17 protein-coding genes are annotated in these 15,029 nt (G+C 66.9%); 9 read left to right on the forward strand and 8 right to left on the reverse strand.

The features are described 5' to 3' along the window. Nucleotides 1-8: 8 nt before the first annotated feature. The gene (locus tag GGR62_RS03935) at nt 9-425 is read left to right on the forward strand and encodes a MerC domain-containing protein (protein ID WP_184406676.1); all 417 of its coding nucleotides are present in this window, start codon (nt 9-11) and stop codon (nt 423-425) included. A 223-nt stretch (nt 426-648) separates the two neighbouring features. Continuing rightward, a complete protein-coding gene (locus GGR62_RS03940; RefSeq protein ID WP_184406677.1) occupies nt 649-831 on the forward strand; it encodes a 30S ribosomal protein THX in 183 nt (60 codons plus the stop codon). A gap of 142 nt (nt 832-973) precedes the next feature. Here the strand turns inward: GGR62_RS03940 and GGR62_RS03945 are convergent, their stop codons facing one another. From GGR62_RS03945 to GGR62_RS03955, 3 genes are read right to left on the reverse strand one after another with little or no spacing between them, the layout of a single operon-like run. Then, the gene (locus tag GGR62_RS03945; protein WP_184406678.1) at nt 974-2,275 is read right to left on the reverse strand and encodes an ectonucleotide pyrophosphatase/phosphodiesterase; all 1,302 of its coding nucleotides are present in this window, start codon (nt 2,273-2,275) and stop codon (nt 974-976) included. Nucleotides 2,276-2,311: 36 nt separating this feature from the next. Continuing rightward, complete coding sequence (locus tag GGR62_RS03950) at nt 2,312-2,857, reverse strand: methylated-DNA--[protein]-cysteine S-methyltransferase (protein ID WP_184406679.1); 546 nt, start codon at nt 2,855-2,857, stop codon at nt 2,312-2,314. Next, nucleotides 2,854-4,317, reverse strand: a complete 1,464-nt coding sequence (locus GGR62_RS03955) for an AlkA N-terminal domain-containing protein (protein WP_184406680.1) — start codon at nt 4,315-4,317, stop codon at nt 2,854-2,856. The genes GGR62_RS03950 and GGR62_RS03955 overlap by 4 nt, the downstream gene beginning before the upstream one ends. 144 nt (nt 4,318-4,461) lie before the next feature. Between GGR62_RS03955 and GGR62_RS03960 the strand changes: the two genes are divergently transcribed. The 4 genes from GGR62_RS03960 (at nt 4,462) to GGR62_RS03975 (ending at nt 6,994) form a co-directional block, all read left to right on the forward strand. Further along, the gene (locus tag GGR62_RS03960; protein ID WP_184406681.1) at nt 4,462-5,628 is read left to right on the forward strand and encodes a hypothetical protein; all 1,167 of its coding nucleotides are present in this window, start codon (nt 4,462-4,464) and stop codon (nt 5,626-5,628) included. Nucleotides 5,629-5,693: 65 nt separating this feature from the next. Further along, a complete protein-coding gene (locus tag GGR62_RS03965; RefSeq protein WP_184406682.1) occupies nt 5,694-5,942 on the forward strand; it encodes a hypothetical protein in 249 nt (82 codons plus the stop codon). Between the two features lie 112 nt (nt 5,943-6,054). Further along, complete coding sequence (locus GGR62_RS03970) at nt 6,055-6,567, forward strand: DUF4019 domain-containing protein (RefSeq protein WP_184406683.1); 513 nt, start codon at nt 6,055-6,057, stop codon at nt 6,565-6,567. A gap of 25 nt (nt 6,568-6,592) precedes the next feature. Further along, nucleotides 6,593-6,994: an MAPEG family protein gene (locus GGR62_RS03975; RefSeq protein ID WP_184406684.1), complete on the forward strand. Its 402-nt coding sequence runs from the start codon at nt 6,593-6,595 to the stop codon at nt 6,992-6,994. A gap of 190 nt (nt 6,995-7,184) precedes the next feature. Here the strand turns inward: GGR62_RS03975 and GGR62_RS21085 are convergent, their stop codons facing one another. From GGR62_RS21085 to GGR62_RS03995, 5 genes are all read right to left on the reverse strand, one after another. Continuing rightward, nucleotides 7,185-7,319 (reverse strand): hypothetical protein, encoded by a 135-nt coding sequence (locus GGR62_RS21085; RefSeq protein WP_260287895.1) that lies wholly within the window; start codon nt 7,317-7,319, stop codon nt 7,185-7,187. A gap of 107 nt (nt 7,320-7,426) precedes the next feature. Further along, entirely contained in the window at nt 7,427-7,747 is a 321-nt protein-coding gene (locus tag GGR62_RS03980) for a hypothetical protein (RefSeq protein WP_184406685.1), read from the reverse strand. Further along, a complete protein-coding gene (locus GGR62_RS03985; protein WP_042598248.1) occupies nt 7,744-7,986 on the reverse strand; it encodes an RNA-binding S4 domain-containing protein in 243 nt (80 codons plus the stop codon). The genes GGR62_RS03980 and GGR62_RS03985 overlap by 4 nt, the downstream gene beginning before the upstream one ends. Before the next feature lie 161 nt (nt 7,987-8,147). After that, entirely contained in the window at nt 8,148-8,795 is a 648-nt protein-coding gene (locus tag GGR62_RS03990) for a hypothetical protein (RefSeq protein WP_184406686.1), read from the reverse strand. Nucleotides 8,796-8,820: 25 nt separating this feature from the next. Beyond that, nucleotides 8,821-9,321 (reverse strand): sigma-70 family RNA polymerase sigma factor, encoded by a 501-nt coding sequence (locus GGR62_RS03995; RefSeq protein WP_184406687.1) that lies wholly within the window; start codon nt 9,319-9,321, stop codon nt 8,821-8,823. Nucleotides 9,322-9,493: 172 nt separating this feature from the next. Here GGR62_RS03995 and GGR62_RS04000 point away from each other — a divergent pair, with 172 nt between their 5' ends. From GGR62_RS04000 to GGR62_RS04010, 3 genes are all read left to right on the forward strand, one after another. Continuing rightward, nucleotides 9,494-11,419, forward strand: a complete 1,926-nt coding sequence (locus GGR62_RS04000) for a DEAD/DEAH box helicase (protein WP_184406688.1) — start codon at nt 9,494-9,496, stop codon at nt 11,417-11,419. Between the two features lie 258 nt (nt 11,420-11,677). After that, nucleotides 11,678-14,086 (forward strand): EAL domain-containing protein, encoded by a 2,409-nt coding sequence (locus GGR62_RS04005; RefSeq protein ID WP_184406840.1) that lies wholly within the window; start codon nt 11,678-11,680, stop codon nt 14,084-14,086. A 166-nt stretch (nt 14,087-14,252) separates the two neighbouring features. Continuing rightward, nucleotides 14,253-14,975, forward strand: coding sequence for a pseudouridine synthase (locus GGR62_RS04010; protein ID WP_184406689.1), 723 nt, complete (start codon nt 14,253-14,255; stop codon nt 14,973-14,975). The last annotated feature ends 54 nt before the right edge of the window (nt 14,976-15,029 follow it).

A 15,029-nucleotide genomic window follows, 5' to 3' on the forward strand; every position in this document is an offset into this window, starting at 1 on the left:
TGGAAGTCATGCCTCTACCGTCCCTTCGTCACCTGCTCGACCGCTTCGGCGCGACCGGTTCGCTGCTGTGCGCCGTGCACTGCGCGGTGCTGCCGCTGGTGCTGGCCCTGGCCCCCTCGCTGGGCCTGTCGTTCTGGCTGGGCGACGGCGTGGAGCTGGCGATCGTGGTGTTCGTGACCTTGCTGGGCCTTTTCAGCCTGGTGCTGGGCTATCGCCGGCACAAGGCGTTGCATGCGCTGGCGCTGCTGCTGCCGGGTCTGGCGTTGCTGTGGGTTGGCCTGTTGTATGACCCGTTGCATCACTCGGTGGTGCCGCACGCAGTGGTGATGACACTGGGCGGGGCGCTGGTGGGTATCGCCCACTTGGTCAATCTGCGCTTGAACCACGGGCATGTGCACGTGCACGACGCCAACTGCGCGCACTAACCCGTCACCAGGCAAGCGCCTGCGTGGCGGTCAGCGCTGCCGGTCGTTCGCTGTTGCTGCACAAGTTCGTACGCCCCTACAGCGCTGCCGGGCTCGCCAAGCTGCGCTGGCCGAGGCCGACGTGATAGGCTTGCCGGCCTTGCGCGAGGGCGCCGCCGGCGTAAACCTCGCCAGACCCGTGCCAGCACGGGGATTTTGTATTCACATTCAGGAGTCGACGAACATGGGTAAGGGTGACCGCAAGACCGCCAAGGGCAAGCGCTACAATTCCAGCTACGGCAATTCGCGTTTGCACGCGGTGAGCAAGGTTGTCGTGGGTGCAGCTGCCCCGGTTGCCAAGAAGGGCGTGGTCAAGGCCCCGGCCAAGAAGGCCGTTGCCAAGAAGACCGTTGCCAAGGCCGGCTGATCCCAGCCCACTTCGCGACACCGAAACGCGGCGCTTGCGCCGCGTTTTTTATGTCCGCGTGTCGGTCGCTATGTGGTTGCCCGACGATCGATCCGGGCCATGAGACACGCGGCAGAGCGGATTGCGTGGATCCGCGCCGGGTTCAGTGCGTATCGGCCGGCGGCGCGCGCAAGGCCGGCAGCAAGGTGGCCGGGTTGCCGTCGTTGGGCGCGGCGGCAATGCCCAGCAGCCGTGTCATCAACGCATACACGTCTACATTGTCGAAGCCGGGCAAGGTCGTGTGCTGCGCCAGGTCCGGGCCTTGCGCCAGGAACACCGCGCGCATCGAGGGCAGGGCCGGGTCGAAGCCGTGCGAGCCGCGCATGCCCGCGTGTGTGCGCTTGGCCAGTTTGTCGGGGAACAGCGCATCCCAGCCTTCGTGCATCTGGCACACGATCGGCGCAATACGCGGGTGCGTGCCGTAATGCCAACGCGCCGGCAACGCGGCCTTGCGCCAGCAGTCGTAGTGCGCATGCGCACCGAGCAGGGTGGCATCGGCGTGGGCCTGCTGGCCCGGCTTGGGCTCGAACCCGATCACCTGTCCGTCGGTGGTGGCGGTGGCAAGGCCCGGCGGTGCGATGTCTTCCACGCTGATCGCATGCCCTGGTGGCACTTCGGCCATGCCGTGGTCTGACACCACGATGATGTTGGTGCGCTCGCGCGTGCCGTCGCGCTGCATGCCGGCCAGCAGGCGGCCGATGGCGCCATCGACGGCGCGTACGCTGTCGGCGTACGCGCGCGATTCCGGGCCGTGGTCGTGCCCGGCCTCGTCCACGTGTTCGAAATACAGCGTGACCAGGCGGTTGGCCTCGGCACCGGAGCGCTTGAGCCAGGACCGGACGGTGTCCACGCGCGCGTCCATGGCGACGCCTTCTTCGTAATGGCGCCAATGGGTCGGGCGCACGCCCTGGATGGCCGCCTCGCTGCCCGGCCACGACCAGGTGGCCGCGTGCATTCCGGCATTTTCCACGCCCACCCAGACCGGCTGGCCGCCCCACCATCGCGCATCGGTCACCGCATCCCGCTTGCTCAGCCAGAAACCGCCCAGCTCCGCATCGCGCATGCTGTTGTGCACGATGCCGTGGTGATCCGGGCGCAAGCCGGTGACCAGGGTGTAGTGATTGGGGAAGGTCAGCGACGGATACGACGGCGTCATCCAGCGCGCACGCACGCCATCGCGCGCCAGCTGCGACAGGTGGGGCGTGATGCCGCGATCGAGCATGTCGGCGCGCAGGCCGTCGATGGAAATCAGCAGCAATGCATGCGGCGCGCTACTGGGCGCAGCGGCAGTCGATACCGATGTTGCCGGCAACTGCGGTTGCGCGCTGCGTGACGGGGACCGGGAACTACAGGCTGCGAGCAGGGCAATGGCTGCTGCGGTGAACACAACGCGTCGATCGATCATGGCGCCAGTTTACGGCGTGGCAGTGACGTCGCGAAGTCAGGGCGTATGCGTTGCCGCAACGGTGGCGAACAGGTCGTCGGCGCGCGCGCACTGGCGTGGCGACCAGCCTTCCAGTTGCAGCAACGCCTGCTTGGCCGGCAGGCCGCCACCGAAGCCGGTCAACGCGCCATTGGCGCCGATCACGCGATGGCACGGCAGCACGATCGGCAGCGGATTGCGGCCATTTGCGGCACCCACCGCGCGGCTGGCGGCGGGCCGGCCAACGGCATGCGCAAGCTGCGCATAGCTCCAGGTCTGCCCGAACGGAATCTGCGCCAGCGTGTGCCAGACCTGCAGCTGAAACGGGGTGCCGGTCGGTGCCAGCGGCAGATCGAAACGGCGTCGCCCGCCGTGCAGATAGTCGAGCAATTGCGTGCGCGCTTCGTGCACCAGCGGCGCGTCGGGATCATGCGTCCAGTGTGCGCGACCGGGCGCATCGTAGCGGTTCTGCGCGAACAGGATGTGCTGCACGCCGTTGTGGTCGGCGGCCACGGTGAGTGCGCCGATCGGCGACGGGAATGTGTCGTACTGCAATGTGCTCATGCGCGGGTGTCCTTGCGATCGTTGGCCAGATGCCACAGGTGCAGCACGGCATAGGCGCGCCATGGCCGCCATGCCTGCGAACGTGTTTCGGTGGCGCGCTCGCTCAGGCGCTGCGGCGTGCCGAGCACTTGCTGCAGAATCAGGTCGCCGGCCGGAAATGCATCCGGGTGCGATAGCGCGCGCATCGCCACGTACTGCGCGGTCCACGGACCGATGCCGGGTAACGCAGTGCAGGCGGCGATGAAATCGGGCAGGCGCTGGCCGGCACCGAAATGCAGCCGTCCTTGCGCACAGGCCAGTGCCAGCGCGCGTAGTGTGGCCGCGCGTGCACGCGGAAGCCCGAGCTGTTCCAGCGGGGCGTCGGCCAGTTGTGCAGGCGTTGGAAAGCTGCGATCCAATCCGGGCGGCATGTCGGCATGCTGGCCACCGTGGCGATCGACCAGACGTGCGGCCAGCGTCGCCGCACCGGCCACGCTGATCTGCTGGCCCAGTACCGCGCGCACGGCCACTTCAAATCCGTCCCAGCCACCGGGTACGCGCAGGCCGGGGCGGCGTTGGACCGCTTCAGCCAGCAATGGCTCCTGCGCGAGCGTGGCATGCACGGCCTGCAGATCCGCATCCAGATCGAACAACCGGCGCACCCGCCGCACGATCTGCGGAATCTGGCGCGGGTCGGTCGCTCCGATGCGCAGCAACAACTCTGCGCGCTGCGGCGCGGCGCTGACGTGGATCAGCGTCGCCTTGCCCGGCGTGCCGATCACCCGGCGGTAGCTGCCAGCGTCGACCTGCTCGATGCCGGGAATCGCACGCCGCTGCAGGAAGGCCAGCATCGCAGGCAGATCCAGCGGCGGACGATAGCCCAGGCGCAAGGTCAACTCGCCGCCGGGCACCTCGACGCGTTGCTTGCGCAATGCCGACGGCGGCATCCCGCAGCCATCCAGAAATGCCGTATTGAAACGCCGCAAACTGTTGAAGCCAGCCGCCAGTGCGACCTCGGTGACCGGCAAGGCAGTCTCGGTGAGCAGCTGCTTGGCCAATAGCAGCCGACGGGTGCCGTGCACCTGGATCGGCGTGGCGCCGAGCTGTCGCACGAATTGGCGCTGCAGTTGCCGCGCGCTCAACCCCACCGCATCGGCCAGCGTCTGCACCGGCTGCTCCTGCAGCAGGCCATCGCTGATCATCGCCAATGCGCGCTGCACGCTTTCTTCGCCCAGATGCTGCTGCGCCTGCGGCGACAACTCCGGCCGGCAGCGCAGGCACGGCCGATAACCGGCCGCACTGGCCGCCGCTGCAGTGGCGTAGTAGCTGACATTGTCCGGTTTGGGTGGCGGCGCCGGGCACACCGGACGGCAATAGATGCCGGTGCTGCGCACGGCGGTGAAGAACAGTCCGTCGAAGCGCGCATCGCGCGCCAACCGGGCGCGGTCGCATTGGAGTCGGTCGGGCGTGGCGGGCTGCATGGCACCAGTCTATGCGCTCGTCCCGCAAGCGGCTGGCCGTTTTCGGACAGCACTGCGACAGGCCTGCGTGTTCATGGCAGGGTCAAACCATCGACCCATTCAGCCATAGACTGCACGCGATCTTTGTCGCGGCCATGCCACCTCATGCCGAAATTGCTCTGCCTTTCCCTGTCGTGTGTGTTGCTGCTGGTCGCATGCGAGCGCACCGGCACCTCTGCCGACGCCACCGCAGCGCAGCAAACCGGTGCCGGGCAGGCGGGAGATGGCGACCACATGGTGTCGGTGGATACGCCCGAGCCGGTGACGCCGCCGCCGCGGCAGCCACGTGCGCAGGCCGGCGAGGCCGGCTGGCCGCAGGCCGAGCTGGAGTCCGGCAAGGCCTGGATCAGCTGCGCGACCGATTACAGCGCCGAGGTGGGCGATGGCACGTTGCTGCCGGCGCTGGATCGGGCCAGCGTGGAAGCCGCACTCGTGCCGTGCCGCGACACCGGCCTGCTGCGGGTGCGTTACGCCGGCAAGATCAATGCCGGCTTCGCCGCGCTGGTGTGGCGGCTGGCGGCAGTGGCCGAGCAACTGCGTCTGCCGCATCGCATCCTCGACCTGGATTCCAGTGGCGGGCAGGTGGAAGCGGCGATCCGCGCCGGCGATGTGATCGGCGAATCCAACTGGACCATCTGGGTGCGCGAAGGCTCGATCTGCCACAGCGCCTGCGTGTTCGTACTGGCGGCGGGCGACAACCGCCTGGTGGCCGGCAAGGTCGGCATCCACCGCATGATGCGGATCAGTTCCAAGGCCACCTCGCGCGCGGAACTCAACCGGGAGCTGCGCGAGGTCTACGGCAACGTCAAGGATTATCTGGAGCGCAACGGCGTGGCGGTAGCCGTGGCCGATCTGATGATGACCGTGCCCAATCGCAGCTTGCGTCTGCTCACGGTAGAGGAACTGCGCGAGTACGGCCTGGATGGCACCAATGCGGTGCAGGACGATCTGGAACGCATCCGCCAGATGCGCAAGTGCGGCGATGCCTTCGTGCGCCGCAAGGACGCGTTTCTGGTCGCGTTCGATCAGAAATGCAAGGGCGAGGGTGCCGATCTGGAAACGGTCAATGCCTGTGGTCTGGCCTTGAAGCAGCGCTTCGGGTTTCCGGATGCGGCCTGCCCGGAAGAAAGCCCGCTGGCCGAAACCGACGCTGCCGCGCTGCCGGCCGCCGCCGCACCGACGTCCGAGGCGGCGGCCGGGACGCCAGCACCAGCGCCGGCAGCCGAGTCGGCTGCTGAACCGGTCCCGGACCCGGCGCAGGGCGAGGGATGAACTTCACGCGCACCGCACCGCCTGCTGCCTATGTTCGCCGCATGTAAACGGAGCCGGGGGGCGACATGCTTGGGAAGACGAAAGGCATTGCGTTGGCGTATCTACCATCTGCCGTGTTGGTGGTGGTGGGGTTCGGCGTGGCCGAGGTGTTGCAGATAATCGCCGCAGCCCAGCACGTGCAATGGCCGGCGACGTTGGCGGTGTGGCTGAGCCTGCTGGCCTTGATCGCCGCGACCGCGCGCGCGTTGTGGGTGAGCTGGCGGTTGTGGCGACCGCGCAGCGTCGCGGCGGTGCCACCCGGCGGCGAGGTCTGAGGCGTTCCGCCGTGTTGGCTTGTTTTGCACGCGCCTGGTTCTAGACTGCCGTGCCTGCCACACGTTGTGTGGTGGTTCCCATCCGTCTGCTACGCATAAGGTCATCCGCCCCATGCTCCGTCCCTGTCTGTTTGCCGCACTGTTGTTGGCTCCCTCGCTGGTTCTTGCGCAACAGCCGCAGACCGCCGCACGTCCGGCGGCTGCCGCGGCGACGCAGGCGCCGCCTGCCAACCCTGCGCAGCAGGCACAGCTGATCAAGCAGAACACCGAGATGACCCAGGCTGCGCTGCGGGTGGCGCAGATGGTCGATGCCAACCAGGTGGCCTCGCTATGGGATGGCGCCTCCAAGGTTGCCAAGACGGCGGTCAAGCGCGACGTGTTCGTCAGCCAGATCGGCGCCGAGCGCGCACGCCTCGGTGCGGTGGTCGGGCGCGGACAGGGCTCGGTGACGCGGGTCAAGTACGGCCCCGGCGCGCAGGTGCCCGAAGGCCTGTACATCAACGTCAGCTTCCCGACCCGCTTTGCCAAGGCGCAGCAGCCGGTGCGTGAGCTGGTGTCGTTCCGCCTGGATGAGGACAAGACCTGGCGGCTCGCCGGCTACAGCCTGCGTGCGTCGGTCAAGTGACGCGTCGGCCGACTAGGAGAATGGCGTGGAATTGACAATCGAACTGCAGATGTTGGGCTGGGCCATGGTGCTCGGTCTGGTGCAACTGCTGGCCGCCTCGGCCAGCATGACCGCCCAGCGCGGCACCAAGTGGAATGCCGGTGCACGCGATGGGCAGGCCAAGCCGTTGACCGGCGTGGCGGCGCGGCTGGATCGTGCGTTCCGCAACTATCTGGAAACCTTTCCGATCTTCGCTGCCGCCGTGCTGGCGGTGAGTGTTGCCGGGCGTACCAATGCCGATACCGCGCTCGGTGTGCAGCTGTACCTATGGGCGCGGCTGGCCTATGTGCCGGTCTATGCGGCAGGCATTCCCTACCTGCGTAGCGCGATCTGGGTGGTGTCGTTCTGGGGCATCATCAAGCTGGTGCGCGCACTGTTGGGCTGGTGACGCATGACGGTCTGCGCATGCCATGCGTGCGCAGTGCGTCATCCTGATCAAGGGCGCATGGCAGGTTGGTTCTACTGCGCGCATCGTTGTCGGTGCATGGCAATCGTGCCGGTGCGGTGCTGACGTTTTGCCACCGCCACAGGTGGAGGCGCTGCTGGCGATGTGCCAGACGGACTTCAATGCGGCAGTGTCAGAAGCAGTTGAACAGCAGCCTGGCCCGATGCAACAGGACGGCAGCCGGCATGCCTATCCGCTGGTGGCGGCCTGTGCGCAGCATTTCGTGGCTTGCAGCACTGTTCAACGCGCGGTCGAGCAATGCGGTCATTCGCTCGTTCGGGGCGCGTGCGGCCATTGGGCGGGCTCGATCAGATCGGCTTTCATCGGGCCGGTTGTCATCGGGCGCGCTACAGTTAGGCACGCAGCACGCAGCACTCAGGCCGGTGCGTTCACCCGCGCAAGAATCGCATCGATCGCGGTGCGCGCATCGCCACTGCGCAAGGCTTCTTCCAGTAACGGAATCACCCAGGCGCAGCCGGCTTTGGTCACGTCTGCGCGCCAGCCGCCTTGCCAGCCTTCCAGCTCGTGCAAGGCCAGCATGCTGCAACCGCCGCGCTCGGCGTGGCCGCCACGAATCGATTGCTCGAACCAGAACGGCGTCGCCGAATCGGCATCGATCGAAAAAATATAGACATCGTGGTCCGGATCTTCGGCCGAGGGCGCGTTGTTGCGCCAGCTGATCTGCACCACGCTCATTCTGCAGGCTCCGCATCAGGGTCCAGCGCCAGCACGCGGATTTCCACATCGTCCAGTTGCACCAGCTGGCCGGGGCGGATCTTGGCGGTCTTGCGCAGTTCCTGCACGCCATCCACGCTGACCGCGCCACTGGCGACGATCGCCTTGCCCTGGCCGCCGCTGTCGGCAATGCCGGCCAGCTTGAGCAACTGGTTGAGTTCGATGTACTCGCCGTCCAGGTCGAATTCCAGAAATTGCATGGTGCGCTCGGTGGCAGGAAGACGGCGATTATCCGCCTGTCGCAGCCGACAACACCACTGCCCCAAAGGCATCACCTGCGGTTGGAATGGTGACAGCAGCGCTACGCAGGCGTGTTAGCCGCATCCACTGTGCGGTGTGGCGCAATGCGGCGACGGCGAGCTTATTCGAGGCCAAAGCGTGCAATGTCGTCCAGCATGCTTTCGGCACGCATGACGCCGCGTCCGGCGTGTGCGTTGTCGATGCGTTCCAGCCACGGATGGCGCGTGCGCTGCAGCCGTCGATAGCCGAGCCAGGTGCCGATGCCGCCCACGATGCCTACCAGCAGATTGATCGCCAGCCAGTCGTAGGGCAGGGTCAGACCGGTGAGCGTGCGCCATAGCATGTCTGCCACCGCAACCCACAGCACCCAGAACGCCACGCCCAGCCACGGGACCACGCGTGTGCGCCAACGTCGGAGTTGGGCAAGCGCTTGCTGTGTGCGCAGCAGCGGCCCGGCGAAGTCCAGTTGCGACACCCAGTGCAGCTGACGTATTGCAGAGATTGCCAGCGCACTACACCACAACTGCAGCAGCACCCCGCCGATGACGGCCGCAGCCTGGTCGGTGTGCGCAAGCCAGCTGCGTGCGATCGCGGCGCTCAGCGCGATGGCGCACAGCAGGTGCGCGGATTGGCCGATCCACAGCGGACGCAGGCTGACGCGCGCTGTATACCCGCGCACCTCGCCAATGAGCTCAGTGGTCAACGCGGCGTGGTGGTCCAGGCGCTGTTGCATCGACTGCCAGGCGCGGTGCATATCGTCAAGTTCCATGGCGTGTTCCTTTGGCGAAGTGGGGTCAGAGTTCGGCGCGGATGCGCGCTTTCAGACGGCTGAGTTTCGTTGCGACGTTGGTCTCGCTGATGCCGAGCACCTCGCCGATCTCGCGGTAGCTGTGGGCGTCCAGGTACAGCAGCATCAATGCACGTTCCAAGTGCGGCAGTTGCGCGATGAAGGCATGGAGCGCGGCGACTTGCTGTTCGTGCGCCGGGTCGCGCGCCAGCGGGTCGGCGATGCTCTCGGCCACCGCCTCCAGCGGAAGCGGGTCGTGCGGCGTGCGGCTGCGGCCGCGCAGATCGCTGATCGCCACGTTCAAGGCGATGCGGTACATCCAGGTGGAGAAGCGCCGGCCGGCGTCGTAGCCGGGAAACGCGCGCCATAACTGCACGGTGATGTCTTGCGCCAGCTCGGCGCGGTCGTCCGGATGCCGGCAATAGCTGGCCGCGACCTTCAAGATGATGCCGCGGTGCTGCTGCAGCAAGGCGTTGAAGCGCGTGTGCAGGTCTGTTTCCAGGGACATGGCTCCGGCCGGGCGGGTGGGTGACACGGGTCGAAGAGATGATTCGCCGCAGCGGGCGAATCCTCACAAGCTGAACGGACTGTCACGGAAATTTCGACAGCAGGGGGGCTGAGAGCGCACACTATGCTGCTTTGCGCCTGCCGGCTCCGTGCGGCGCCTCCGGAGTTACCCAATGACCCAAGAATCTCCCGCGCCGCTGCTGTTTGCAGACCTCGGCCTCTCAGACGCTGTGATGAAGGCGGTTGCCGCCGTCGGTTACGAGTCGCCTTCGCCGATCCAGGCCGCCACCATTCCCGCGCTGCTGGCCGGCCGCGACGTGCTCGGCCAGGCCCAGACCGGCACCGGCAAGACCGCTGCGTTCGCGCTGCCGGTGCTGTCCAACGCCGACCTCAATCAGCTCAAGCCGCAGGCGCTGGTGCTGGCCCCGACCCGCGAGCTGGCCATCCAGGTCGCCGAGGCGTTCCAGAAATATGCCGAAGCCATTCCCGGCTTCCGCGTGCTGCCGGTCTACGGCGGTCAGCCCTACGCCCAGCAGCTGAGTGCCCTCAAGCGCGGCGTGCATGTGGTGGTCGGGACTCCCGGCCGCGTGATCGATCACCTGGATCGCGGCACGCTCGACCTGTCCCAGCTCAAGACGCTGGTGCTGGACGAAGCCGACGAAATGCTGCGCATGGGCTTTATCGACGACGTCGAAGCGGTGCTGAAGAAGTTGCCGGAGAAGCGCCAGGTGGCGCTGTTCTCCGCGACCATGCCGCCGGCGATCCGCCGCATCGCGCAGACCTATCTGAAGGATCCGGCCGAAGTCACCATCGCGGCCAAGACCACTACCTCGGCCAATATCCGCCAGCGCTACTGGTGGGTGAGCGGCCTGCACAAGCTGGACGCGTTGACCCGCATTCTCGAGGTCGAGCCGTTCGACGGCATGATCATCTTCGCGCGCACCAAGGCCGCCACCGAAGAGCTGGCGCAGAAGCTGCAGGCGCGCGGTCTGGCCGCTGCCGCCATCAACGGCGACATGCAGCAGGCCGCCCGCGAGAAGACCATCGCCCAGCTCAAGGACGGCAAGCTCGACATCCTGGTCGCCACCGATGTGGCCGCGCGCGGCCTGGACGTGGAACGCGTCAGCCATGTGCTGAACTACGACATTCCGTACGACACCGAAAGCTACGTGCACCGCATCGGCCGCACCGGCCGTGCCGGCCGCAGCGGCGACGCGATCCTGTTCGTTACCCCGCGCGAGAAGGGCATGCTGCGTTCGATCGAGCGCGCCACCCGGCAGCCGATCGAAGAGATGCAGCTGCCGAGCGTGGATGCGGTCAACGACACCCGCGTGGCGCGTTTCATGACCCGCATCACCGAGACCCTGGCCGGTGGCCAGATCGAGATGTACCGCGATCTGCTGCAGCGCTACGAAAGCGAGAACAACGTGCCGGCGATCGATATCGCCGCGGCAATGGCCAAGCTGTTGCAGGGCGATTCGCCGTTCCTGCTGACCCCGCCGGTGCGTGGCGCGCGCGAGGAATTCGCTCCGCGCGAGCGCAGCGATCGCGGCGAGCGTTCAGAGCGCCCGCGCTTCGAGCCGAAGTTCGAGCGTGGCCCGCGTGCCGATGGCGAGCGTGCTGCACGCCCGCCTCGTGCCGAGCGTCCGGCGTTTGCCGATGACGGCGCTGGCACCGAGCGTCCGCGTCGCGACCCGGTTGGCCCGCGTGGCGAGCCGGAGTTCGGCATGGAGAGCTACCGCATCGAAGTAGGCCACACCCACGGCGTGAAGCCGGCCAATATCGTCGGCGCGATCGCCAACGAAGCCGGTCTGGAAAGCCGCTACATCGGCCGTATCGATATCCAGGACGACTATTCGATCCTGGACCTGCCGGCCGACATGCCGCGCGAGTTGCTGACGCACCTGAAGAAAGTCTGGGTGTCCGGCCAGCAGCTCAACATGCGCAAGCTGGAAGCAGGCGAGGCGGCCGCATCGCCGTCCAAGCCGCGCTTTCCGCGTAGCGGCAAGCCGTCCGGTCGCCCGAACGGTCCGAATCGACCGATGGACCGTCCCGGCGCACCGCATCGCAAGGGTCCGCCCAAGCCGCGCGGCGAGTAAGCACGTCTGACAGATCGGCTGCGCGGCGTGAGGCGCGCAGCCGGCGCGTAAAGGCTATGCGTAAATATGCATAGCAATAACCGGCCCTCCCGTCAGTCTTGAGTCGTTCCATGCGGTCGCCCGTCAGCCATGCTAACGGGCGGCGTGCGCGTGCGCGGCGCGCGCACTCAGGCATACAGACTCTCCCGTCGCGGCCGCTACTGGCTTCAGGCACCCACTGGGCGCCTGAATCGCATAGGGGCGGTCGGGGGCATGACAATGGCGCAGGCAGCACGCAGCATCAGCGGTGGGCAGACCATGCAGACGGTGCGTGGCTGGCTCACACTTCCCCTGGCATTGCTGATCGGCATGGCTGTCAGCATGACGGTGATCTTGGCACTGGTGATCGAAATCCAGTCCGGGTCCACCGCCTGGATCGTCGGCCAGAGCCGCTGGTCCAATGCCCAGCAGGGCGCGGTGTACTGGCTTGAGCGGTACCTTGGCAGCGGCGAGACGGCCGATCTGCAGGCGGCCTGCCGGGCGCTGGACGTGCCGCTGGGCGATCGCTCGGCCCGCGTGGCCATCGAACGGCCCGCGATCGATTGGGCGACGGTCTACGCAGGCCTGGCCGCCGGCGGCAATGCCCGGGAGGACATGCCGCACATGGTGCGCTTGTATCGCTATGGGCAGGAATTCCCGTTCCTTGGCGAAGCGATCGCGCTGTGGAAGGACAGCGACGCCGACATCCTGCACCTGAGCGGCCTGGCCGACCGCGCCGCATCCGTGCACGCGACCGGCCACCCGGATCCGCGCGCGCTGCAGGCCCTGCGCGACGAACTGCGTCTGCTGGACGGACGCATGCGCCGCGATGCCGACCAGTTTCTGCTGTTGCTCACCCGCTGTGCGCGCTTGCTGCACGATGTGATGGTGGTCTTCAGCCTGGTCACCTTGCTGCTGGTGCTGGCCACCTGCGTGCTGGCGATGCGCCGCATCCGCGATTATCTGCTCTCGCACGAAGGCCGCTTCCGCACCGCGTTTCAACAGGCGGCGCTGGGCATGGTCAAGTTCGACCTGCACGGCCGCGTGCTCGATGCCAATGCCTCGATGGCCAACATCCTGCGTTACCGCCCCGGAGAGCTGCAGGACTGCACGCTGGCCGAGGTGATGTACCCGGACGACATCGCGCTGGATAGCCGGGGGGTGATCGATTGGCCGAAGTTGCTGCAATCGGCCGAGTTGCGTTTTCTGCGTGCGGACGGCGAGGTGATGTGGGGACGCTGGAGCGCCTCGCTGGTGGAGCCCGGCGCAGAAGAGCCGACGCTGGTACTGGCGGTGATCGAAGATGTGTCACAGGCGCACGAACTGGCCGACGAAGTGGCCTTCCACGCACGCCACGATGCCCTGACCGGGCTGATCAACCGCCACGAAATCGAACGCCGGCTGCGGTGTCTGCTCGAGCCGCCGCAATCGCCGCAGCTGTGCCATGCGCTGTGCTTCGTCGATCTGGATCATTTCAAGCTGGTCAACGACACCTTCGGGCACGCGGTGGGCGACAAGTTCCTCTGCCATTTCGCCGATGTGATCACCATGCAGCTGCGTCCGGGCGACTGGCTGGGACGGCTGGGCGGCGACGAGTTTGCGATTCTGCTGGCCAATACCGACCTGGCGCAGGCGCAGGCGCTGCTGGAGGGCATGCATGGCGTGCTCGGGCAGCCGTGGAGCCATCAGGGCGGGCGGCCGCTGACGCCCAGCTGCAGCTTTGGCGTGGTGGAAATCCGCCAGGGCGCCAGCGATGTCAACGTGCTGATGACCGCCGCCGATCTGGCCTGCCACGCAGCCAAAGAAGAGGGGCGCAACCGTATTCGCTGCTTCGGCGAGCACGATCTGGCGCTGGCCCATCGGCGCCACGACGGTGGCTGGATCAGCGCGGTGCAAGAGGCCATCGCCGAAGACCGCTTGCTGCTGTATGCGCAGAAGATCCAGGTGTTGAGCGACCCCGGGCGGCTGCAATACGAGGTACTGGTGCGCCTGCGCGCACGCGATGGATGCGTGCTGAGCCCTGGCGAATTTCTGCCGGCAGTGGAGCGCTATGGCCTGGGGCGCATGGTCGATGTGCATGTGCTGGAACGCCTATGTGCGCAGCTGGCCGGCAACCCGCTGCATGTGGCGGCGCTGGATCTGTGCCACGTCAATCTGTCCGCACAATCGATCGCGCAGCCGGATTTTCTCGACGTGGTCTGCGGCTTGTTCGACCGCTATCCGCTGCTGGTGCCCAAGTTATGCCTGGAAATCACCGAGACCGCCGTCATCGGCGACCTGGAACATGCGCGGCGTTTCGTGCAGAGCGTGCGCGCGCGCGGCTGCCATGTGGCGCTGGACGATTTCGGCAGCGGCCTGGCCTCGTTCGGCTATCTCAAGCAATTCACCGTGGACGTGTTGAAGATCGATTGCGGCTTCCTGCGCAACTACGCGCGTGACGCGGTGGACCGTGCGGCGGTGCATTCGATCGCACAGGTGGGCCTAGCGCTGGGGATCGAGGTGGTGGCCGAAGGTGTGGAGTCCGAGGCCGATATCCCCAGCCTGCGCGAGGCCGGGGTGGGCCAGGTGCAGGGCTTCAGCCTGCATCGGCCGTGTCCATTGGACGATCTGCTGCAGCCCTCGTTGGCGTTGCTGGCGGTATCGCGATAGCGCGGTGATCGACACCGCCGCCGATGCTGCCAGTGGCCAGCGGCGGTGCTCGGGCGAAGTGTCAGCGCCACGATTGCGGTGCGCGCTCCGAGCGCAGCCGGCTGCGGCGGCCATTGTGTGCCCGGCCCGGTAAGCGCGATCCCGCGCGATCGCCGATAATCGGCGCATGACAACCCGACTCAACAAATACATCGCCGAAACCGGCTTCTGCTCACGCCGCGAGGCCGATCGTCTGATCGGCGAACGCCGCGTCACCGTCAATGGCGTGCCTGCCGGTACCGGTGCGGTGGTGGGCGAGGAAGACACCGTGCTGGTGGACGGCCAGCCGCTGCGCACGCGCGCTGCCAGCAAGCCCGGCGGGCGCAAGCATGTCTATATCGCGCTCAACAAGCCGGTGGGCATCACCTGCACCACCGAGAGTTCGGTCAAGGGCAATATCGTCGAGTTCGTCGGCCACGAGCAGCGCATCTTTCCGGTCGGCCGGCTCGACAAGGAGTCCGAGGGGCTGATCCTGATGACCAGCAACGGCAACATCGTCAACGAGATCCTGCGTGCGGAAAACCGCCACCAGAAGGAATATCTGGTCGCGGTCAACAAGCCGGTCACCGACGAATTCCTGCGCGGCATGGCGCGCGGCGTGCGCATCCACAACGAGACCACGCTGCCGTGCCGCACCGCGCGCATTGCAAAATTCGGCTTCCGCATCGTGCTGGAGCAGGGCCTGAATCGGCAGATCCGCCTGATGGCGGCCGAGTTCGGCTATCGCGTGACGCAGTTGCGCCGGGTGCGGATCGACAACATCAAATTGGCTGCGCTCAAGCCGGGGCAATGGCGCAATCTCAGCGATGCGGAACTGCGCGGCCTGCTGCCGCAGCGCACCGACTGGTAGCAACCGCGCCCACACGTGGCTGAACGTAGGCGACATGGCGCGTGGTGCCGTCCG

The organism is Xanthomonas sp. 3075 (genome assembly GCF_014197275.1).
Taxonomy (GTDB): Bacteria; Pseudomonadota; Gammaproteobacteria; order Xanthomonadales; family Xanthomonadaceae; genus Xanthomonas; species Xanthomonas campestris_B.